The sequence below is a fragment of the Lactobacillus equicursoris DSM 19284 = JCM 14600 = CIP 110162 genome (assembly GCF_001434815.1).
In the GTDB taxonomy this organism is placed as follows: Bacteria; Bacillota; Bacilli; order Lactobacillales; family Lactobacillaceae; genus Lactobacillus; species Lactobacillus equicursoris.
This window is the reverse complement of record NZ_AZDU01000018.1, coordinates 17,499-38,580: the sequence shown is the minus strand read 5'-3', so window position 1 is coordinate 38,580 and position 21,082 is coordinate 17,499. Positions and strand designations below refer to the sequence as shown.

At 49.2% G+C, this 21,082-nt stretch carries 16 protein-coding genes and 1 tRNA gene; 14 read left to right on the top strand and 3 right to left on the bottom strand.

Annotation, left to right across the window (positions count from 1 at the left end; genetic code table 11):
• Window positions 1–600: 600 nt before the first annotated feature.
• The 3 genes from FC20_RS04860 (at window position 601) to hpt (ending at window position 5,243) form a co-directional block, all read left to right on the top strand.
• Complete coding sequence (locus tag FC20_RS04860) at window positions 601–3,003, top strand: phosphoketolase family protein (RefSeq protein WP_008463805.1); 2,403 nt, start codon at window positions 601–603, stop codon at window positions 3,001–3,003.
• A gap of 214 nt (window positions 3,004–3,217) precedes the next feature.
• Window positions 3,218–4,564 (top strand): hemolysin family protein, encoded by a 1,347-nt coding sequence (locus FC20_RS04855; protein ID WP_008463804.1) that lies wholly within the window; start codon window positions 3,218–3,220, stop codon window positions 4,562–4,564.
• Window positions 4,565–4,670: 106 nt separating this feature from the next.
• Window positions 4,671–5,243, top strand: a complete 573-nt coding sequence (hpt, locus tag FC20_RS04850; RefSeq protein WP_008463798.1) for a hypoxanthine phosphoribosyltransferase — start codon at window positions 4,671–4,673, stop codon at window positions 5,241–5,243.
• 66 nt (window positions 5,244–5,309) lie between these two features.
• On the opposite strand, the gene FC20_RS04845 is transcribed toward hpt, so the two are convergent.
• Window positions 5,310–6,599, bottom strand: a complete 1,290-nt coding sequence (locus FC20_RS04845) for an APC family permease (RefSeq protein WP_008463796.1) — start codon at window positions 6,597–6,599, stop codon at window positions 5,310–5,312.
• Between the two features lie 128 nt (window positions 6,600–6,727).
• Here FC20_RS04845 and FC20_RS04840 point away from each other — a divergent pair, with 128 nt between their 5' ends.
• The 9 genes from FC20_RS04840 to FC20_RS04800 all read left to right on the top strand — a co-directional run bounded on the left by FC20_RS04840 (window position 6,728) and on the right by FC20_RS04800 (window position 15,336).
• A complete protein-coding gene (locus FC20_RS04840; protein ID WP_008463794.1) occupies window positions 6,728–7,417 on the top strand; it encodes a glycoside hydrolase family 25 domain-containing protein in 690 nt (229 codons plus the stop codon).
• On the top strand, window positions 7,414–8,721 hold the full coding sequence (locus FC20_RS04835; protein ID WP_008463793.1) for a DEAD/DEAH box helicase: 1,308 nt from the start codon (window positions 7,414–7,416) through the stop codon (window positions 8,719–8,721). Before FC20_RS04840 ends, FC20_RS04835 begins: the two co-directional genes overlap by 4 nt.
• Window positions 8,714–10,033, top strand: coding sequence for a PTS sugar transporter subunit IIC (locus FC20_RS04830; RefSeq protein ID WP_008463791.1), 1,320 nt, complete (start codon window positions 8,714–8,716; stop codon window positions 10,031–10,033). The genes FC20_RS04835 and FC20_RS04830 overlap by 8 nt, the downstream gene beginning before the upstream one ends.
• 72 nt (window positions 10,034–10,105) lie before the next feature.
• Window positions 10,106–10,180 (top strand) — tRNA-Arg (locus FC20_RS04825).
• A 337-nt stretch (window positions 10,181–10,517) separates the two neighbouring features.
• Window positions 10,518–11,591 carry a PTS sugar transporter subunit IIC gene (locus FC20_RS04820; protein WP_008463788.1) on the top strand — a complete coding sequence of 358 codons (1,074 nt, stop codon included), beginning with the start codon at window positions 10,518–10,520 and terminating at the stop codon, window positions 11,589–11,591.
• Window positions 11,592–11,877: 286 nt separating this feature from the next.
• Window positions 11,878–13,161, top strand: a complete 1,284-nt coding sequence (locus FC20_RS04815) for a uracil-xanthine permease family protein (RefSeq protein WP_054668092.1) — start codon at window positions 11,878–11,880, stop codon at window positions 13,159–13,161.
• A 159-nt stretch (window positions 13,162–13,320) separates the two neighbouring features.
• The gene (locus tag FC20_RS04810; protein WP_008463783.1) at window positions 13,321–14,571 is read left to right on the top strand and encodes a methionine gamma-lyase family protein; all 1,251 of its coding nucleotides are present in this window, start codon (window positions 13,321–13,323) and stop codon (window positions 14,569–14,571) included.
• A gap of 123 nt (window positions 14,572–14,694) precedes the next feature.
• A complete protein-coding gene (locus FC20_RS04805; protein WP_008463778.1) occupies window positions 14,695–14,970 on the top strand; it encodes a type II toxin-antitoxin system Phd/YefM family antitoxin in 276 nt (91 codons plus the stop codon).
• A gap of 3 nt (window positions 14,971–14,973) precedes the next feature.
• On the top strand, window positions 14,974–15,336 hold the full coding sequence (locus FC20_RS04800) for a type II toxin-antitoxin system YafQ family toxin (RefSeq protein ID WP_008463775.1): 363 nt from the start codon (window positions 14,974–14,976) through the stop codon (window positions 15,334–15,336).
• 49 nt (window positions 15,337–15,385) lie between these two features.
• Here FC20_RS04800 and FC20_RS04795 read toward each other — a convergent pair whose 3' ends face one another.
• Window positions 15,386–17,467, bottom strand: coding sequence for a putative ornithine decarboxylase (locus tag FC20_RS04795; RefSeq protein WP_056945328.1), 2,082 nt, complete (start codon window positions 17,465–17,467; stop codon window positions 15,386–15,388).
• Between the two features lie 272 nt (window positions 17,468–17,739).
• Here FC20_RS04795 and FC20_RS04790 point away from each other — a divergent pair, with 272 nt between their 5' ends.
• Window positions 17,740–19,185, top strand: coding sequence for an APC family permease (locus FC20_RS04790; RefSeq protein WP_008463768.1), 1,446 nt, complete (start codon window positions 17,740–17,742; stop codon window positions 19,183–19,185).
• A gap of 35 nt (window positions 19,186–19,220) precedes the next feature.
• On the opposite strand, the gene FC20_RS04785 is transcribed toward FC20_RS04790, so the two are convergent.
• Window positions 19,221–19,418, bottom strand: a complete 198-nt coding sequence (locus FC20_RS04785; protein WP_008463767.1) for a hypothetical protein — start codon at window positions 19,416–19,418, stop codon at window positions 19,221–19,223.
• A gap of 106 nt (window positions 19,419–19,524) precedes the next feature.
• On the opposite strand from FC20_RS04785, the gene wecB reads away from it, so the two are divergent.
• Window positions 19,525–20,667, top strand: coding sequence for a non-hydrolyzing UDP-N-acetylglucosamine 2-epimerase (gene wecB, locus FC20_RS04780; protein ID WP_054668090.1), 1,143 nt, complete (start codon window positions 19,525–19,527; stop codon window positions 20,665–20,667).
• The last annotated feature ends 415 nt before the right edge of the window (window positions 20,668–21,082 follow it).

Here is a 21,082-nt window from a genome sequence, read left to right as displayed (position 1 = left end):
ACCGGTCTGATTTTTGGCGGAATTTGCCCCCGAAGTATGTCAACCAGGCTTGGTTGAGTCAAGTGGGGGGCGAAAACCGAGAAAAATGAAGTCGGTTGAGTCAAGTGGGGGGCGAAAACCGAGAAAAATGAAGTCGGTTGAGTCAAGTCGGGGGCGAAAAATGAGGAAATTTGAGTCGGTTGAGTCAAGTGGGGGGCGAAAACCGAGAAAATTCGAGTCGGTTGAGTCAAATTGGGGGTGGGATGCACGGAAACTTACTCAACTATTTACAAAATTGCAGAAATGTAACTCAGAAACTTACTCATCTATTTTTACTTGAGTAAGTTTGTGAGCATGATTTTTTAAAAAAGCTTCCAGTTGAGTCAATTATTGTGCAGCCATTTTTTTACTTGAGTAAGATCATGAGCACGATTTTTTAAAACAGCTTCTAGTTGAGTCAACTCTTGTGCACCAGCTCCCTAAAAACCCCCGCATCCTACTAAACTAAGTAAAAATTCCGTTAAATTGGAACCTACCAATTATCTAAATGGTTGACATCACACTAGAAACTGGATATGATAATAGCAGAATAGAGCAAGTGCTTATAAGGAGAAAACTAAAATGGCTGTAAATTATGATTCACAAGACTACTTAAAGAGCGTTGACGCCTGGTGGCGGGCAGCTAACTACTTGTCAGTTGGCCAGCTGTACCTGCTGAAGAACCCACTTTTGAAAAAGGAACTGACTGCTGGTGACGTTAAGGTTAAGCCAGTTGGGCACTGGGGCACCATCGCACCGCAGAATTTCATCTACGCCCACTTGAACCGCGTGATTAAAAAGTACAACCTGAACATGTTCTACATCGAAGGCTCCGGTCACGGCGGCCAAGTCATGGTTTCTAACTCATACCTGGACGGTTCTTACACCGAAATCTACCCAGAAATCACCCAAGACGAAGCGGGGATGACCAAGCTGTTCAAGCGCTTCAGCTTTCCAGGCGGCGTGGCTTCTCACGCAGCTCCAGAAACTCCAGGCTCCATTCACGAAGGCGGGGAACTGGGCTATTCTTTGTCCCACGCAACTGGTGCCATCTTGGACAACCCTGACGTAATCGCCGCTACTGAAATCGGTGACGGGGAAGCTGAAACTGGCCCATTGGCTGCTGGCTGGTTCTCCAACCGCTTCATCAACCCGGTTAAGGATGGTGCCGTTTTGCCAATCTTGCAAGTCAACGGCTTTAAGATTTCCAACCCAACCATCACCGCCCGCATGAGCGACGAAGAATTGACCAAGTACTTTGAAGGCATGGGCTGGAAGCCTTACATCGTTTCTACCTTCAAGGGCGGCCGCTTTGACGGCATGAAGCCAATCGAACAAATCCACCAAGAAATGGCTAAAACCTTGGACAAGATCATTGAAGAAATCAAGGCCATTCAAAAGCACGCCCGTGAAACTGGTGACGAAAGTTTTGCCCACTGGCCACTTTTGATCTTCCAATGCCCAAAGGGCTGGACCGGTCCAAAGGAAGACCTCGACGGCAACCCGGTTGAAAACTCCTTCCGGGCTCACCAAATTCCAATCCCAGTAGACCGCCACCACATGGACCACAAGGAGCTTTTGGTCAACTGGATGGAAAGCTATAAGCCGGAAGAGCTTTTTGATGAAAAAGGCTACCCAACCGAACTCGTTTTGGCAAACGCCGTTCACGGCGACCAAAGAATGGCCATGAACCCAGTTACTAACGGCGGGATCAAGCCAAAGCGCTTGAACCTGCCAGACTGGCGCGACTTTGCCTTGAAGATCGATAAGCCAGGTCAAGAAAAAGCCCAAGACATGGTGGAATGGGCTAAGTACCTGAGCAAGGTGGCTGACCTGAACCCTGACAACTTCCGCGGCTTTGGCCCTGACGAATCTAAGTCCAACCGTTTGTTTGATCTGCTCGACAAGGACAAGCGGCAATGGGAAAGCGAAATCCACGAGCCAAATGATGAAAACTTGGCGCCAAACGGCCGGATCATCGATTCCCAATTGTCAGAACACCAAGATGAAGGTTTCCTTGAAGGCTACGTCTTGACTGGCCGCCACGGCTTCTTTGCTACTTACGAAGCATTTGGGCGCGTAGTTGACTCCATGCTGACCCAGCACATGAAGTGGCTAAGAAAGGCTAAGGAACAATACTGGAGACACGACTACCCATCCCTGAACTTTGTGGCAACGTCCACTGTCTTCCAACAAGACCACAACGGCTACACCCACCAAGATCCGGGCATCCTGACCCACCTCTTTGAAAAGAACCGGCCAGACCTGATCCACGAATACCTGCCAAGTGACACCAACACCTTACTGGCCGTAGTTGACAAGGCCTTCAAGGACCGGGAATGCATCAACCTGTTGGTAACCTCTAAGCAAGAGCGGCCACAATGGTTCACGGCTGAAGAAGCTGCTAAGCTGGTTAACAACGGCTTAGGATACGTTGACTGGGCTTCAACTGATAAAGGTGCTAAGCCTGACGTTGTCTTTGCCTCAACTGAAACCGAGCCAACCATGGAAACTTTAGCCGCGATTGACATCCTGCACCAGAACTTCCCAGATCTGAAGATTCGCTACATCAACGTGGTTGACGTGATGAAGTTGATGGCACCAAAGGATAATCCAAACGCCATCTCCCAAGAAGAATTCGATCGCCTCTTCCCAAAGGACGTTCCAACTATTTTTGCATGGCACGGCTACAAGACCATGATGGAATCCATCTGGTTCGCCCGCAAGCGTTACAATGTGTCAATCCACTGCTACGAAGAAAATGGCGACATTACTACGCCATTTGACATGCGGGTCTTGAACCACCTGGATCGCTTTGACCTGGCTAAGGATGCGGTTGAACAAATCCCAGCTTTGAGAGACAAGTCCGCTGCCTTCATCGACAAGATGGACTCACTCCTTGCCAAGCACCATGACTACATCCGCGACAACGGTGAAGACATTCCAGAAGTTACTGGCTGGAAGTGGTCTGGCTTAGATAAGTAACTTAGTAAAAGTAAATAACTTTTTAACCAAAAGACTGTCCGCATGGGCAGTCTTTTTTGTGATTAAACTGTGGCTATTATTTTATTGATTACTCTAGCTGATAAAAGAAAATAAAGAGAACTAGCAGAAATTGCCGCCCTTGTGAAAAAATCCTGCAAAGAATGCTAAAATAAAGGTAAATAGTCTTTTTGAAAACAATAACAGGTGAATCAAAGTGACGACAACACAAATTTGGATCAATCTATTTGCAATACTAGTAATCTTTATCTTTGCCGCCTTCTTTGTAGCGGCAGAGTTTGCCCTGGTGCAAGTCCGGCCCAGCCAATTGGAGGATAAGATTGCTAATGGGGAAGGCAATGTCAAAAAGCTGAAACGCGCTTTGAACATGTGCCACAACCTGAATGAATATCTGTCTACCACCCAGGTGGGGACCACCTTAGTTGGGGTTGTCCTGGGCTGGTTTGGTGCGGACACCTTGGCAACGATTTTTGAAGACCTCTTAAAGCTGACTCCCTTGAGTGAAAAAGTGGTTAATTCAGTTGGTGCCCTGATCGGGGTAATCTTCTTGACCTACCTGGAAGTTGTCTTGACTGAAGTCGTGCCGAAGAACATCGCCATTGACGCGCCCGTCAAGATGCTGATGTGGATCGTCAATCCTTTGCACTACTTCCACACCCTGGTTTATCCTTTTGTCTGGCTCTTAAATGTCAGCTCCGAAGGCATTTTAAAGATGATGGGTTTCCAGCCAGCTGATGAAGAAAATCAGGTGTATTCTCAGTCCGAAATCATTCGCTTGAGTAAAAATGCCGTTCATGGCGGGGCCTTGGACAAGGAAGACCTGACCTACATGGAGCGGGCCTTCCAGTTAAACGACAAGACGGCCAAAGACATCATGACTGACCGGACCCGGCTGACAGTTTTAGATGCTACTGAAACGGTCAAGGATGCCCTGGTCAAGTACCTGGATGATGGCTACAGCCGCTTTCCCGTGGTTCGTGACAATGACAAAGACGACGTGGTCGGCTACGTTTATGCCTACGACATCGTGCAGCAAAGCCGGAGCGACGACAGCGTGCCAGTCACCCGGATCAACCGGACCATCATCACCGTGCCCGAATCCATGGCCATCCAGGATATCCTGCGCTTAATGATTTCTAAGCACACACCAATCGTTTTGGTGGTTGACGAATACGGCGGCACCAGCGGGATCGTGACTGACAAGGACATCTATGAAGAGCTCTTTGGGTCAGTTAAAGATGAAATCGACGACGTGTCTGACGACTACATCATCAAGGATGCCAAAGGGAACATTCGGGTTTCTGGGAAGACGACTCTGTATGACTTTGAGCGCTACTTCCACCAGAACCTCAAGTCCTTCCAAAATAGTGACATCATCACCATCGGCGGCTACATGATGGAAAGATTCCCTGACTTAAAGAAGGACGGACAGGTCGAATTTGAAGGTTTCCGCTTCACTTTGGCCGATGTGCAGCAAGGATTTATGCGCTGGTTTATCGTGGAAAAGCTAAATACAGACAATCAAACTGAAAAAGAAGAATAAAATTCCGAAAAAAGGAGGACTTTAAGTAAAAAGCCCTCCTTTTTGATTGAATTAATGTTATAATCTGAATATATCAAAAATACAGAGACAAAATCGAGGGACACTAATGAAAAGTATTCATGATGCAGTTGATCACAAGTTGTACAGCGAAGAAGACATCGCTAAGATGAACAAGCGCCTTGGCGAACAATTGACCAAGGACTACGCTGGCAAGCGCGTCTTGGTTGTTGGTGCTTTGAAGGGTGCCATCTTCTTCTTGACTGACCTCTTGCGGCAAATGGACGTTGCTTGCGACATCGACTTCATCGATGTTTCCAGCTACGGCAATGGGACTGAATCTAGCGGCAAGATCACCGTTACCCACGACCTGGAAGCTGACGTTACTGGCCGCGACGTGTTGATCGTGGAAGACATCGTTGACACGGGCTTGACTTTGAAGTTCATGAAGGACGAATTGGCTCGCCGCGGTGCTAAGTCAGTTAAGTGTTGCGTGCTGTTGAACAAGACTGCTCGCCGGACGACCGAAGTGGAAGTTGAATACTACGGCACGCACGTTGGCAACGAATTCGTTATCGGCTATGGCATGGACTTCGCTGGTTTGTACCGGAACCTGCCATACATCGGCGTCATCAAGCCTGAAGTTGTGGAAGAATTCTCCAGCAAGCACGAACACGACTAAAGCGATAATTTAGTCATGTAAATTTAAGTCAAAGAAAAAGCTGAACCTTTGGTTCAGCTTTTTTATTTAGCGCATCTTCTTCCAGTAGTAGATTGGCAAACCGAGCAGGGTAATGCCCAGTCCAATCACGGAAAGGTTAAATTGGATAAAGAAAGTCATGACCACGACAAAGGCCCCGCCCAAGATGGCAATGAGGGGAATCACAGGGTAAAGCGGCACCTTGAAGGGCCGGGATAACTCGGGTTCTCTTTTTCTCAAAACGATCACGGCGATAGCTAAGAGGGTAGTGAAGGTCCACATGACGAAGACCAGCATGTCGGTTAAGACGGTGAAGTTGCCAAGCAGGATCATGACGATCGCGACCGCGTTAACCAGGAAGGCCGCAAAGACCGGCACCCCGGTGCGAATCGAGGTCTTGCCCAGCTTGTCTGAAAAAGGCAGGCGGTTAGCCTGGGCCAGGATGTAAGGCGTTCTAATCCCGGTTAACATAAAGCCGTTGGCGGCTCCGTAAACAGAGATCAGGATCCCGGCGGTGACTAGCTTCCCGCCCAGCTTGCCAAAAATCCCCATCGAAGCGTAGTAAGCAGCATTGGCATTGCCCATGATCGACTTAAAAGGCAAGACGGCCATAAAGGCGTAGTTGACCAAAACGTAGACTGCGGTCACCAGGCTGAGGCCGAGAATGATGGCCCGGGTCAGGTCCCTTGTTGGATTTTTCATTTCTTTAGCTAGGTTGGTTACCGTGATCCATCCTTCAAAGGCAAAGAGGGCGGACAGAAGGCCCTGGCTCATTCCGGTAACTGGGTTAGCCGCCTTAATGGTAATGGGCCAAAGCGGTACTGGATCATGCTTGGTGAAAAAGACCGCACCAACGATGAGGGCCAGTGGAATCAGCTTTAAGACCGTGATCACCGTCTGCATCCGGGCTGCGACCTTGGTCCCCAGCAGGTTGATCCCCATTAAAAAGAAGACTAACAAGATGGCAATCGTCTTGCTGGCAACCCCTTCTAGGTTAAAAAGAGCGATGAACTGCTGGCCAAAAATGGAGGTCAAGGCCGCAATCTGTGCCGGGAAGTAAACGATCATCTGGGCCCAGCCAAAGAGGAAGCCCCAGACGTGGCCGTAGCTGTAGTCTAGGTATTCAATCGCCCCGTTCACGGTTAGAGAAGAGGATAGTTCAGAGATGGTCAAACCGGAACAAATCGAAATAATGCCGGCAATGATCCAGACCAAGATGGTGGCAGAAGGAGAGCCAACTTGACTGGTGATGGTGCCGATTTTAAAGAAGACGCCCGCCCCAATGACCGATCCAATCACGGTCGCCAGGGCTTGGCCAAAAGAAATCTGTTTTTTCACTCACAGTACCTCGAAAAGTTATTTTTCCATAAACACTACTATTATACTAAAGATTCTTTTTTGGCTAAAGGATCTTTTCTCTTGGTATAGTTGGATTTCTTGGTTAAAATGATACTGGGAGGCGCGGCATGGACCAGACAAGGCATTTTCATCATCAGGCAACTTTGCCAGCAATACTAATTTTATTACTGGCAACGATTGGCCTGCTTTTTTACGGAATCTATCATTATGCAGACCAAACCACCTTGCCTAGTGGGGCGGCCCAGAGCTCAATCGGCGTCTTGCTGGAGGAGGCCAGTGCCAGCAAGCTCAAGCAGCTGCAAAAAAGCGGCATCTCCTTTGTTTACCTAAAGGCAACTGGCGATACTGAAGCAGAGGTCAAGCTGGTCAAGCAAACCAAGCTGGCTTATGGGATAATGGTAAATGTCGATTCTCAAACAAGCGCCAGCCAGCAGGTGGCCAAAGTCGAAAAGCAGGTCAAATCCTTTGGCAGGCTGCCCATTCTGCTAGACACCGGCCAAAGCGACTTAGACGCGTCTGGCCTGACCCGCCTAAGTGAAATGGCCAAGCTGCTCCAGGCCAAAATGCCTAAGCAAGAAGTCATGGTCAATGCCAGCAGGTCTTATGCTGGGCTCATGCCAAAGGGCATTAAATTTTTAGCGACCAGTCAAAAGGCGCCTAGCCGCTTAAAGTACTGTTTTTGGCAGTATACGAGCAAGGGGCATGTCGCTGCGACTGGCTTTAGCCATTACACCATGTACGCCTATTTGGGAACCAATCAGCAATATAAACAGAAATATGGACAATTAACACAATGAACTTAGAAGGAAAACACGCGCAGATTCAAGCAATTTTAAAAAAGGAAAAGAAAGACAAGCCAACGCTCATTCAAGAGCGGACCTACGATGCCATCCTCAACGGCGCTAGCCTGGTGGGCTTAGCCAAGACGGGGACGGGCAAGACCCTGGCCTATGCCTTGCCCAGCATTGAGCGGCTGGAAGCAGGGCAAAAGAACGGTTTGGTGATCTTAGCGCCAACGACGGAATTGGCCGTTCAAATCCGTAACGTGGTTCAGCCCTTTGCCAAGGCTCTAGACTTAAAGGCCCTGGCCTTAGTTGGTGCCGGCAACCGGCAAAGACAAGAAGAAAAGCTGAAGAAGGGGCATGCCGAAATTATTGTGGCCACGCCAGGCCGCTTTTTTGACTTTTTCTCATCAGGCAGAATAAAGTTGGGGCAAATCCAGACCCTGGTCATCGATGAAGCTGACGACATCCTGGAATTTGCCAAGCTGGAACTGCTCAGCTCATTAGGACAAAATCTGCCTTCAACTAGCCAAATCTTGCTCTTTGGGGCTACTGAATCCAAGATCACGAAAGACGCCGAGAGCCTGTTTGGCCGGAATTTCTTGTTAGTTGACGTGCGGCCTGACCAAGGGAGTCAAACTGCCCACTATTTCTTGCAGGTAGACAATGACCACAAGCTAGAATACCTGCAAAGACTGGTTAAGGTGGACGGCTTTAGAGGGATCCTCTTCTTTGATTCTAACGAAGCGATGCTGCACTTTGCCCGGATTTTTGGCCACAGCAAGACCCAGTTTGCGCTTTTAGCCACTAATTTCTCTAAGGACAAGCGGCAAAAGGCCATCCAGGACCTGGTTAAAGGGAAGGTGAAGCTGCTTTTAGCAACTGATTTGGCAGCCCGGGGACTGGACATTCCTAAACTGACCTACGTGGTCAACTATGAGCTGCCGAACGATGAAAATACCTACCTCCACCGGGCTGGCCGGACCGGGCGGATGTCTAAGAAGGGCTATGTGGTGACCTTGGGCAATGACCACGACTTGCGGAATCTCAAAAAGCAGTTAGGTGAGCAGATAGAAGTGTCCCGGGTCTACTTTGCCGGCTACAAGCTGAGCACCGATAAGCCGGAGAAGAAGGAGAAGGCAGAAAAAGACAATAATGATCTTAATTCTGCAGTCGATCGAGCAGATAATGGTCGATCCTCTGCTAAAAAGGGGAAAAAGCAAGAACAAAAGGGTAAGAAGGCCAAGCATAAAAAGCGCAAGAACAAAAACAAGGGCTACCACCCTCACTACTTAAAGAAGGAAAAGGCCAGTGAATAAGCTGATTGACTTTTTAGAAAAACATCTCTTGCCCCTGGCGCAAAACTTGGCTTCAACCGGCTGGCTGGTGGCTCTCAGGGATGCCTTCATCTCCACCTTGCCCATCTCTTTGACCGGGTCAGTGGCGGTTTTGGTCAAGTCCTTGATCATTGCGGCTAAGCGCGATCTTGGCTGGAAACTCTTTTACCAGCTTCTGTCGCCAGCCGTCGACATCTGCAACTTCGTCTGGCGGGGGAGCGTGGCTATGTTTGCGCTCTTCTTTGCCCTCAGCTGGGGCTACCAGCTGGCAAAGAACTGCGAAGTTGACCCTCTTGGCGGGGCGATGACCTCGGTCTGTGCCTTTTTGATGAGCATTGCTAACTATGCCTACCTCTTTAAGGACCACCAAAAGATCAAGCTGGACCAGGCTTTTAATATCAAGCAATTGTCAACGACGGGGATGTTCACGGCCTTGCTCTTTGGGGGGCTGGGCGTTTCCTTATACGTCCTCTTCATCAAGGCCCGGATCAGCCTGCATATTTCTGCCAGCATGCCGCCTGAGCAGGTGGTGGCCTTTGAAACGTCGATCCCGGTCATGCTGTCGCTTTTTGTCATCGGCGGGCTCAACTACCTCTTTCAAACGGTCACGGGGCGCTACTTTGGCGACTGGCTCTTGGAAATTATCCAAAAGCCGCTGCTTGACCTAGGCCAAGGCTTCATCATGGTCTTATTGGTTACGGCTTTGACCCAGCTTTTTTGGTTCTTCGGCATCAACGGGGCCAGTGCCCTGGCGCCGGTGATTGGGTCGATCTGGGCAACGGCGCAAAATGCCAACCTGCTGGCGGCAGCTGATGGAAAAATGATTCCGTATCTGTGGACCAGCAGTTCCTTTATCATCTACGGGGTGACGGGTTCCTGCTTGCCGCTGGTCATTGCGACGCTGCTGAAGTCCCAAAGAAGCGACCGGCGGACTTTAGCTAAATTGGCCCTAGCGCCAGCTGTTTTCAACATCAATGAACCGGTTCTCTATGGTCTGCCCATCATCTTGAACCCGGTCTACTTCATTCCTTTCGTGACGGCACCTTTAGCTAATGTATCCTTGTCTTACTTGGTAACCAAATTGGGCTGGGTCAACCGGGTTCAGGCCTCAGTGCCAGGCATCATGCCGCCGATTGTTGGGCCATATCTAGCCTGCAACTACGACTGGCGGGCGCTCCTTTTGTCCATCGTTAACTTGGTCATTGCCGTCTTGATCTGGCTGCCCTTTGTTAAGGCTAGCGACCGGATGGGCGAAAAGCGTCCAAGAAGCAGCTTCTACATGCCTCAGTATTAATTAAATAAGGTATTTCAAGGCTAAAAGACTAGCAATTTAGGCTAATTTTTTGTAAAATGAATTGTGTTCCATGACTCGGTAGCTCAGTTGGATAGAGCACTGGTTTCCTAAACCAGGTTGTCGCGAGTTCGAATCTCGCCCGGGTCATCGACAATTTGTAAGGCTCTCAAGCTTGGCTTGAGGGTCTTTTTTTGCTTGTTTTCGCTCTTTTTAACAAATCCAACTTCTTTAAATTTTGTTAAAAATCTCGCTATATTTAACTAAAAACTAATAAATTAACCCTAAGTGTCTGGTGTAAGCGGGTCCAACATTAGTTAAAGAAAAATATTCAAAGTCTTGAAAAAAGTGGTTGAAAATAGGGAAAACTTTCTCTATACTTTAAACATCCGATTTATGAGAAATTGCTTAACTGCTTTAATTTTTTCATAAAGCCTGGAGAAATGTTATTATATTAGTTTTTATACCGTTAGGAGGCGGAGACTTTATGTCTGAAACAACTCAAACAAAAGAAACAGTTGGATCATTTACTATGAAAGTTCTTAATGGTTCAGCAACAGCCATTATCGTGTCACTTTTGCCGAGTGCGATTTTGTCAACTTTCTTGACTCCTTTTGCGGGAAGTAATGCGATTGTGGCCGCTCTTTTGCACACAGTGACCGTCTTCCAATACTTTTTCGCAGTAATGTGCGGTTTCTCAACCGCTAAGCAATTTGACCTTGGCTACACCGAAGCTGCCTGTGTGGGCGGCGCAGCCTTCCTTGGCTCTGGCTGTGTCACTGCGGTTACCACCACGGTGAAGGGCGTAACCACGACTTCCTTCCAGCTGGCCGGCATGGGCGATGTTATCAACACCATGCTGACGGCAGCCGTTGCCGTTCTCTTTATCAAGTGGGTGGGCAATCGCTTTGGTTCACTTGGGATCGTCTTCTTCCCAATCCTGGCTGGTACCGGCGTTGGTTTCCTGGGCAGCCTGACTAAGCCTTACGTATCCCTGGTAACTACTGGGATCGGTGACGTCATCAACACCTTTACCAAGCTGGCTCCATACCCAATGTGTATTTTAATCGCGATGTCCTTTGCGATCATCATTGTCACTCCTTTATCTACGGTCGCAATTTCTGTTGCAATCGGTCTGGCTGGCATGGGTTCAGCCGCTGCCGGCTTTGGCTTGGCTAGTGCTGCAGCCTTCCTCATCTGGGCAACCCTCAAGGTTGACAAGCCAGGTGTCCAAGTTGCTATCTTCCTCGGTGCCATCAAGATGATGATGCCTAACTTCTTAAGATACCCAGTCATCGGGATCCCAATTGCCTTGACGGCCGCTGTTTCAACTTTGAGTGTTCCAATGCTGGGCCTTAAAGGTACCCCTGCATCTGGTGGTTTCGGCTTAATCGGTGCCGTTTCCCCACTTGCTTCATACAACGCGGGCTTCCACAATGTTCTTGTCTTAGTCCTTGTCTGGGTAGTCGTTCCATTTGCGGTTGGCTACTTAATGAAGAAGATCTTCGTTGACTGGACCAAGGTCTGCAAGCCTGAATACTTCATCTCACCAGCCCGTTAAAATGATTGCTCCTTAAATTTTATACTTATCTTTGTACTAACTTACTACACACTTAAAGTCCGCCCTTTGCGGGCTTTTTCTTTGGTTCGGATTTTACAGGGCCTTTCCTTGACAAAAAAACACAATGTCGGTAGGATAAAATCTAGAGATTATTTAAGGAACCTTTAAATTTAGTCCTGTGAGGCTGAAAAGGATCGCTTGGGCATTTGCCCCGTCTTCTGGCGCCTTCCTCATGCAGGATAGGGCGCTTTTTTAATGGTTCCAGTTATAGAAAGGGGAAGTTATCGTGTCCGATAACAAAGAATTCCGGAATCCGGAAGCTGTCTTAGACATCCAAGACAAGCCAAAGTTTGGCCCTTGGCTGCTCTTGTCCATCCAGCACCTGTTTACCATGTTTGGGGCCACCGTCTTAGTCCCAATCCTGGTTGGCTTAAAGCCCAGCATCGCCCTCTTTTGTTCAGGCGTGGGTACTTTAGTTTACATCTTCTGCACTAAGGCCAAAATTCCAGCTTACTTAGGCTCATCTTTTGCCTTTATCGCCACCATGCAGGCCCTGATGAAGTCCTACGGCTACCCGGCTGTGGGCCAGGGGGCCATTGCGGCTGGTTTAGTCTACGTCATTGTCGCCTTGCTCATTTCCCGCTTTGGGTCCGACTGGCTGGACAAGGTCTTGCCGCCAATCGTGGTGGGGCCGATCATCATCGTCATCGGCTTATCCTTAGCGACGACTGCCGCTAGCGACGCCATGTTTGATGGCAAGGGCAAGTACAGCCTGGTTTACTTCGGGGTGGCCATTTTTACCTTGATCATCACCATCATCTTCAACATGTTCTTAAAAGGCTTCCCAAGCATGATCCCAGTCTTGCTGGGGATCGTCTGCGGCTACTTGATGGCCTTAGCCTGCGGGATCGTTGACCTGTCTGGCGTTGAAGCAGCTAAATGGTTCTCCTTGCCAGCCTTTGACGTGTTAGGCGTCAGCTACCGTTTTAAGTGGTACCCGACCGCCATCATCACCATGGCCCCAATCGCCTTTGTCACCATGACCGAGCACATGGGCCACGTGATGGTCTTAAACAAGTTGACTAAGCGGAACTTCTTTAAAGATCCAGGTCTGCACAAGACCTTGCTTGGTGACGGCCTGTCCAGCATCATCGCCGGCTTCTTGGGTGGCCCGCCAACGACCTCATATGGTGAAAACATCGGCGTCTTGGCCATGACCAAGGTCCACAGCATCTACGTTTTAGGTGGGGCAGCGATTTTTGCCATTATCTTCTCCTTTATCGGCAAGGTGTCAGCCGTTATTGAATCTATCCCAAGCCCGGTTATCGGCGGGATTTCCTTCCTGCTCTTCGGGATGATTGCGGCTAACGGTCTGCGGATCCTGGTTGACAACAAGATCGACTTTGAAAAGAAGCGCAACCTGGTGATTGCCTCTGTCATCTTGGTGGTCGGCATCGGCGGCACCTACCTGAAGATGGGGGACTTCCAGTTGACCAGCATTGCTCTGTCAACCCTGTTTGGGATTGTCTTGAACCTGGTCTTGCCAGAAAAGGCAGCTAGTGAAGCGTAACTTAATAAGATAATAAAAGATAGTCACTGCTTTTTATTGAAGGCAGCGGCTATCTTTTTTCTTTGGGAATTAAGCCAGGAAAGAGAAAAACTGTTATGATAGAAAGAGCACAGCAATCTGCTGAATTATTGAAAAGTTATTTACAGAGGTTTTTTCATCATGAACAATTTACCTGAAGAACTGGCCAAGGTCGTGAAGGAAGTCGACGAACAAATCGCCGACCGTCTGCGCGAAATCGATGACCAAGTCGTTTACAACCAAGCCAAGGTCCTGGAAGCCTTCGTCGACAACGCCGTTGCTGAAGCTGACTTAAAGGGGACCAACGGCTACGGTGACGACGATGAAGGGCGAGACAAACTAGAAGCTGTCTACGCCCAAGTCTTCCACACCGAAGACGCCTTGGTGCGGCCACAATTCGTTTCCGGCACCCACACCCTGATGACGGCTTTAGACGGGAACCTGATTCCTGGCGATACTTTGACTTACTTAACCGGGATGCCTTATGACACCCTGCAGCACGCCATCGGCTTGACCGACGACAAGGCCGGCACCTTGGTGGAAAAGGGCGTTCATTTTTCATACGTACCATTAAAAGAAGACGGCAGCGTCGACTTTGTCAAGGGCAAGGAAATCTTGGAAAGAGACCAGCCAAAGATCGTGGCCATTCAGCACTCTCGCGGCTATGATACCCGGGAAAGCTTCCCAGTTGCCAAGATTCGCAAGATGATCGATTTTATCAAGGAAGTGAGTCCAAAGTCCTTGATCTTCATCGACAACTGCTACGGGGAATTCTCAGAAAAGCACGAGCCAACTGAATACGGTGCTGACTTTATGGCGGGCTCCTTGATCAAGAACGCCGGTGGCGGGATCGCCCAGACTGGTGGCTACATCGTCGGCCGAAAAGATTTGGTTCACCGGGCTGCCAGCCGCCTTTTTGCCCCGGGGATCAGCGATTCGGAAGGTCCAACCTTGAACAGTCTGCACGAGTTCTTTGAAGGCTTTTTCCTGGCGCCAAACGTGACTGGGGAAGCCATCAAGGGGATGATCTATTCTGCAGCCTTGATGGAAAAATTGGGCTTTGACGTGTCTCCAAGATGGGATGCACCGCGGACTGACTTAATTGAATTGATCACTTTTAACGACAAGGAAAAGATGATCAAGTTCTGCCAAGAAGTGCAAAAGAACTCTCCAGTTGACTCCTTCGTAACGCCAATTCCAAGCCACATGCGGGGCTATGAAGACGAAGTCATCATGGCCGGCGGGACCTTTGTGTCTGGTTCCACGGTAGAATTCTCAGCCGATGGCCCAATTCGTCCGCCATACGCTGTTTACATGCAGGGGGGCTTGACTTACGCCCACGACAAGATTGCGGTAACTAACGCAGTTAAGGCAACCTTGTTTGACAAGTAAAACTTTTAATTAAAAAAGACCAAGTAACTCTTAACTGAGATACTTGGTCTTTTGCTTTTGAATAGTGTTAATCTGGTACGAAATGTTGTACAATATTAAGTACAGAAAGGATTGGTGATTTTCATGACACATGCCGCTACTCAAAGCGACTTTAGAGAACATTTAAAGGATTACCTTGATCAAGTTAATGAAGATAACGAAATTGTCTATATCGCTCGTTCTAACCGCAGATCTGTAGCTGTTGTGGATCAAGAGCAGCTGTATTGGATGGAGAAAGCAATCAAGGCCAGAAAAGAGTCCCTAGATTACGCAATCGCAAATGATAAAATGGTTCGAAGCGGTTTGTTGCCAGATGACAAAATCGTCGAATCAAACGATGACTATTGGGGGCAGTTTTAACTAATGGCGTGCTTGTTTTTTAAACCTCGTCAAACTTTTGACTACGACCTAAGGCGCTTAGCGAGGATCGATCGGACGATAGTCTCTGAAATTCGTGAAGCAATTGAAATCTTGCTCGATGGCCAGGAACTTCCCAAGGAATTTAATGACCATGCTTTGACCCGAAAGTACGAAGGGTATCGTGAATTTCATTTACGGGATACGCCTAAAGGTAAGCAGCCTAGTGAACTCAATGACGTTGTAGTTATCTATACTGTAGACAATCAAAATTTAACTTTAATTGCTGTAAGGGCTGGTGCTCATTCTGAGCTTTTTTCAGGCAGCAACAACTCAAGAAAGTACCGAAAGAAGCAAAAGACCAAGTAACTCTTAACTGAGATACTTGGTCTTTTATATTTTTTGTTCTGCTGTCAGCTTATTCCGGAATCACTTCGGCATAAACGACGCCGTCTTTTTGGTAGACGCCCTGGATTTCCGGGTCAAAGCCTGGAAATTTCTGGGCACAGGTCAAGAGCAGGTCAAAGTAGTCAGCGTCGAGCTGCTGCCACTTTTCTCCAGGAGCCACGATGAAGACGCCTGGTGGGTAAGGCAGGGCCCCTTCTAAGGCAGTGCGGCCAACCAGGTCTTTGAGCTCTACCAATTCGGAATCGCCCTTGACGAAGCGGCGGTCGGCTTCTTTTGGCGTCATCTGGTAATTTTGGAAAGTCGGCTTCAAGAAGAGGGCCTTTTGCAGGTCAAAAATCTTTCCGTCTCGGTAGAACTGGTGGATTTCCTGGCAGAGCTGGTAGAGGGTGTAGCCCTCATACCGGTCTGGGAATTCCTGAACTAGTTCTGGCATGATATCCTTAAGCGGCTTTTTAGCCAGGTAAGCTTCTTCAAAGTCCATCAAGGCGTTAAAGAGCCCGTTCATGTCGACTTCGCTTTCACCTGGCGTGAGCAGATACAGGGTGGAGTAGCTGTCTGACTTTTCAGGGATGATGTGCTTTTCGTGGAGATACCGTTCAACCACCGTGCCTGGCAAGCCTTCTTCGTTGAAAGTGCTGCTTGCCAGGTCGATCCCCGGCGTCATCAAGGTTACCTTGACGGGGCTGAGCATGATCTCACCTTTGGCGATCTGGTTAAAGCCGTGCCAGGCATCACTTGGGTCCAGCATCCAGGCAGCTGGGTCGTGGGCTAATTCCTCAGTTGGGATGTCAGCCCACTTTTGTCCGTGAACAGTTGGCGGAACCAGCGGCTTAAAGAGCTTGCTGTTTTTAATAAGCTTTTTTCTAAACTCGATGCCCAGCTTGACCGTTTCGTCCCACCAAGTGTTCACGGCAGGAGAAGCCGCCATGGCGGCGTTAGCCACCATCGAAGCGTAAACCGGGTAAGAATATGACGTCGTTACGTACTTCATGTAGGCGTGGTTAAAGTGCTTGTGGTCAACGTAGCGCTTTTGCCCCTTGAGGTGGCTGTCCTTTTTCAAAATTTGGGAAGCCTGGCCTACACCGGCTTGCTGCTTGTGGACGGACTGGGTGATCAAGATGCCAGGATCATCTGGCCTGTAGGTCTGCTGGAGGGGGGACAGGGGCCGCAGGACGTCGACAAACTGCTCGTAGCCGCCCCAGGCGCAGTCAAAGAGGATGTAGTCGCAGAGCTTGCCCAATTTTTCTAAAAGAAGCTTGGCGTCATAAAAAATCCCGTCGAAGGTTTCCAGCTGCAAGACGGCCAAGCGGAAGGGCCGGTCGAGCTTGGCTTTTTCGGGATCGACCTTGGCGATTTCAGCTCTGATGTAGTTTTCATCTAAGGCCTTTGCCGTTAAGGGTCCGATTAAGCCGTCGGCGTTGCGGTCAGTTGGCAGGTAAACGGGTTTGGCACCGGTCATGACCAGGGCGGAGTTGTAGATGGACTTGTGGTTGTTGCGGTCAAAAAGGACCAGATCGCCTTCGTCCAAAAGGGCAGTGGTACAGATGGTGTTGGCGCTGGTTGTCCCGTTGGTGCAGAAGTAGACCTTGTCGGCGTTGAAGGCTTTAGCAGCCTGTTGCTCAGCGTCAAGTGGTGATCCCGTATGGTTCATCATGTCGCCGAGTTCAGTTACGCAGTCAGAGGTGTCGGCTCTAAAGTAGTTGTCGCCGAAAAAGTTCCGCAGAACCTTGCCGGCCGGGTGGCGGTCGTAAAAGCGGCCGTTGTGGTGGCCAGGCGTATCAAAGACTAGGTCGTCTTGGTCAGCATAGTTGACCAGGCCAAGGAGGAATGGGGGAACGATTGCTGTTTCATAGCGGCTAGCAGCATCTGCGATTTCTTTTTGACTTTGCCCCCTGTATTCAACTAAGGGCAAATCGAGCTGGAGGGCGTCTTTAAAGGTTTGGTAGAGGCCTTTTGACCGGGAGTCGTTGGGGTCAACGATGACAGCAGCTAGGTCAGCTGGGTCAATTTTCTCTGATAATTCGACCTTAGGCCAAGCAGCCGGCAGGTAAGGAAAAAGTTCCTTTTTAGCAGCAATTGATAAGTAATGCATATTGGTTTCCTTTCTCAGGCTTGATGATTCTTATTATACAAGTTTTGATAATTAACACAACTAGCGGAAGCGGTTACTAAAATTGCTTGAAAAAGTTCTAGCATTTTTTCACGCAGGGTAATAAAATTAAATTTATAGTTTTCTTAATTTTTGGCAAAGAAGGAAGTGAAAGCGTGAATTTAAGCACTTACTGGTTCTTGAAGCGGAAAAATAAGCCCCCGTGCCTGTGGCTGACCAAATTTGTCAGTTAAGCATAAGGAGTAAATTTTTTAATGATCGAAGATACTAGCAAAAAACACTACATGGCCTGGATGACCCTGGCCATGCTCGACTTTGTGACCATCATCCGTTTTGAGGATGTGTTCTACCCATACCAGAATCAGGGATTATCCGTTATTTTTTCCTGGATCTTCCTTTTGATCTGCTACCAACTGCCATATACCATGATCACTACCCAGCTGGGCCTGGCCTACAAGGACACTGAAGAAGGGGGCCTGGCTTCCTGGATTCGCCGCGGGACCGGCAGCGACGTCTTAGGTTACGCAACCAGCTGGATGTACTGGGCCCAGACCGTGCCCTACCTGGTTGACGTGTCCAACTCAATCATCGTCTCCATTTCCTGGATGATCCTGGGCAACAACACTTTAGGTAAGCACATGTCTCCCTTCATGTTCGGCCTTTTGACCTTTGTAATTATTTTGATCTTTATCTTATGCGAAAGTGCATATAAAAACTCCCTGGACCTTCTGTCCTTGATCGGGGGGATTGCCATGTTCGCCATGTCTGTAATCTTCGTGATCCTGATCATCTGGGCCCTTATGCATGGCGGGCACATCGCCACCAAGATGGAATGGTCCAGCTTTAAGCCAAACTTCAGTGTCCACTACTTCTCCACGACTGGCCTTTTAATCTTTGCCATGTCCGGGGCGGAATTGGCCGCACCTTATGTTACCCGGCTGAAGAACCCCCGCAAGGAATTCCCCAAGTCCATGTGGATGCTATTCGCCATGACGGTCTTTATGACCTTGACTGAAACTCTGGGTCTGGCAGTCCTCTTTGATGCTAAGCACATCCCGCACGACTTTAAGATGAATGGGGCTTTCTACGCCTTCCAGCTTTTGGGGGAAGAAGCTAACATGGGCAAGAGCCTCATGTACATGTACGCAATTGTCTGCCTTTTGAACTTCATGGCTGACTTGGCGGCCTTGATTGACGCGGCCAGCCGGGTCTTTGCCTCAGATACCTCTGAAAAGTACATGCCAAGCTGGCTCAGAAAGAAGAATAAGGATGGCCTGCCAGTCAACAGCTACATTTTGACTTGCTCCATCACCTTGTTCTTGCTGCTTTTGTCAGGGACCTTGCCGGAAATTAATGACATCTTCAACTGGCTCTTGAACTTGAACGGGATCGTGTCACCATACAAGACTTCCGTTGTCTTCTTAGCCTTCTTGGCCTTCCGCTACAAGCACAGTACTTTTGGCAAGGACGACTTCGTCTTTATCAGAAACCAAAAGGGTGCCTTGGCCGTTGGTTGGTGGTGTTTCATCTTCACCTTTATCTGCGCGACCATGGGCTTCTTGCCGCAAGACGTGGCTTTCAACACGCCGCAATGGGACAAGCAGCTATGGATGAACATCATTACGGTTATTGTCCTCTTCGGGACTGGTTTCTTACTGCCTTGGCTGCGGAAACTGGAACTCAAGAGACAAAAGGCTTAATTTTAGCAAAAGAAAAAGCGCCGAGAGGCGCTTTTTTAATGGAGCAATCGTGCTGGGTCCGCCAGGAAGAAGCCGGTCAAGTAGAGGATGACTAGAATTAGGGTGATGGCGGTGACTAGTAAGATTATGTGGACTTTTTTGCTTAAGGCCTTGTCAAAGGCGTAAACCAGGGAGAAGCCAGCGATGATCATCAGCAGGCTGTCCACCATTAGGGGGATGATGTTGATTGACATTGTTTACCTCGATTCTGACCTATATTTTAATAAAAATTAGGCTAATCTGCAGATTTTTGATAAAGTAAAGTTAGCAATTTTCGCAACTTGCTAAGGAGACCTACAAATGAACAAGATTAAAGTTATGACCGTTTTTGGCACGAGACCAGAAGCCATCAAGATGGCGCCCCTGGTTTTGAAGCTGGAAAAAGACGACCGCTTCGAGCCGGTCACTGTCGTTACCGCCCAGCACCGGGAGATGCTGGACCAGGTGCTGGAGATTTTTAACATTCAGCCGGACTACGACTTAAACATCATGCACCAAAACCAGACCCTGGCCGACATCACGACCCGGGTGTTGACTGACTTGACCAAGATCATCCATGAGGAAAAGCCGGACCTGGTCCTGGTGCACGGCGACACGACTACTTCATTTGCAGCTAGCCTAGCCAGTTTTTATGAGCAAACGCCGCTGGGCCACGTGGAAGCTGGCCTGCGGACTTGGAATAAGTATTCGCCCTTCCCTGAAGAGATGAACCGGCAGTTGACCGACGTCTTGACTGATCTTTACTTTGCGCCAACGGCGGTGAGCCGGGAAAACTTGCTCAAGGAAAACCATGATGGCGAGAATATTTTTGTCACCGGCAATACCGCCATTGATGCTTTGAGCCAAACGGTGCAAGAGGACTACCACCACGAGGTTTTGGACAAGATCGGCGCCGGCAAGCGGATCATCTTGGTCACCATGCACCGGCGGGAGAACCAAGGCGAGCCGATGCGGCGCGTCTTTAAGGTGATGAAGGACGTCGTCGACCAGCAAGATAACGTGGAAATCATCTATCCGGTTCACTTGTCCCCGCGCGTGCAGGCAGTGGCCAAGGAGGTCCTGGGCGGCGATCCGCGGATTCACCTGATTCAGCCGCTGGACGTGGTGGATTTCCACAATTTGGCCAAAAGAAGCTACTTCATCATGACTGACTCTGGCGGCGTGCAGGAAGAGGCGCCGTCTCTAGGCAAGCCGGTTTTGGTCTTGCGCGATACGACCGAGCGGCCAGAAGGGGTGGCGGCCGGCACCTTGAAGCTGGTGGGGACGGAGGAAGAGTCCGTTCGCTCCAGCATGCTGGAACTTTTGACTGACCAGGCCGCCTATGACCGGATGGCCGAGGCCAAGAACCCATACGGCGACGGGCATGCCAGCCAGCGGATTTTAGACGACATCGCCTGGTATTTTAGCGGCAAGCAGGGCGAGAAGCCGGCAGATTTTAAGTAAGTTAGGTAGTGGGATCCCCCGACATTGTGTCGGGGGATCCTTTTTGGGTGTGGGGCGGTGGCGCGTTGCCCAGTTGACACTATTTTGGGCCGAAACCTGGTTCATACGAGATAAATTCGTGTCCAAGCACTTGTCTACACGACTGGTCAGTGATATCTGCCCCCAAAGTATGTCAACCGATTGGATTTTTGTCAAAAATTGCCCCCAAAGTATGTCAACCAAGTCTGGTTGAGTCAACTTGGGGGCGAAAAACGACAAAACCGAGCCCGGTTGAGTCAAATCGGGGGCAAAAAACGGTAAAAGTGAGTCCGGTTGAGTCAAGTTGGGGGCGAAAAACGGTAAAAGCGAGCTCGGTTGAGTCAACTTGGGGGCAAAAAACGATAAAAACGAGCCCGGTTGAGTCAAGTTGGGGGCG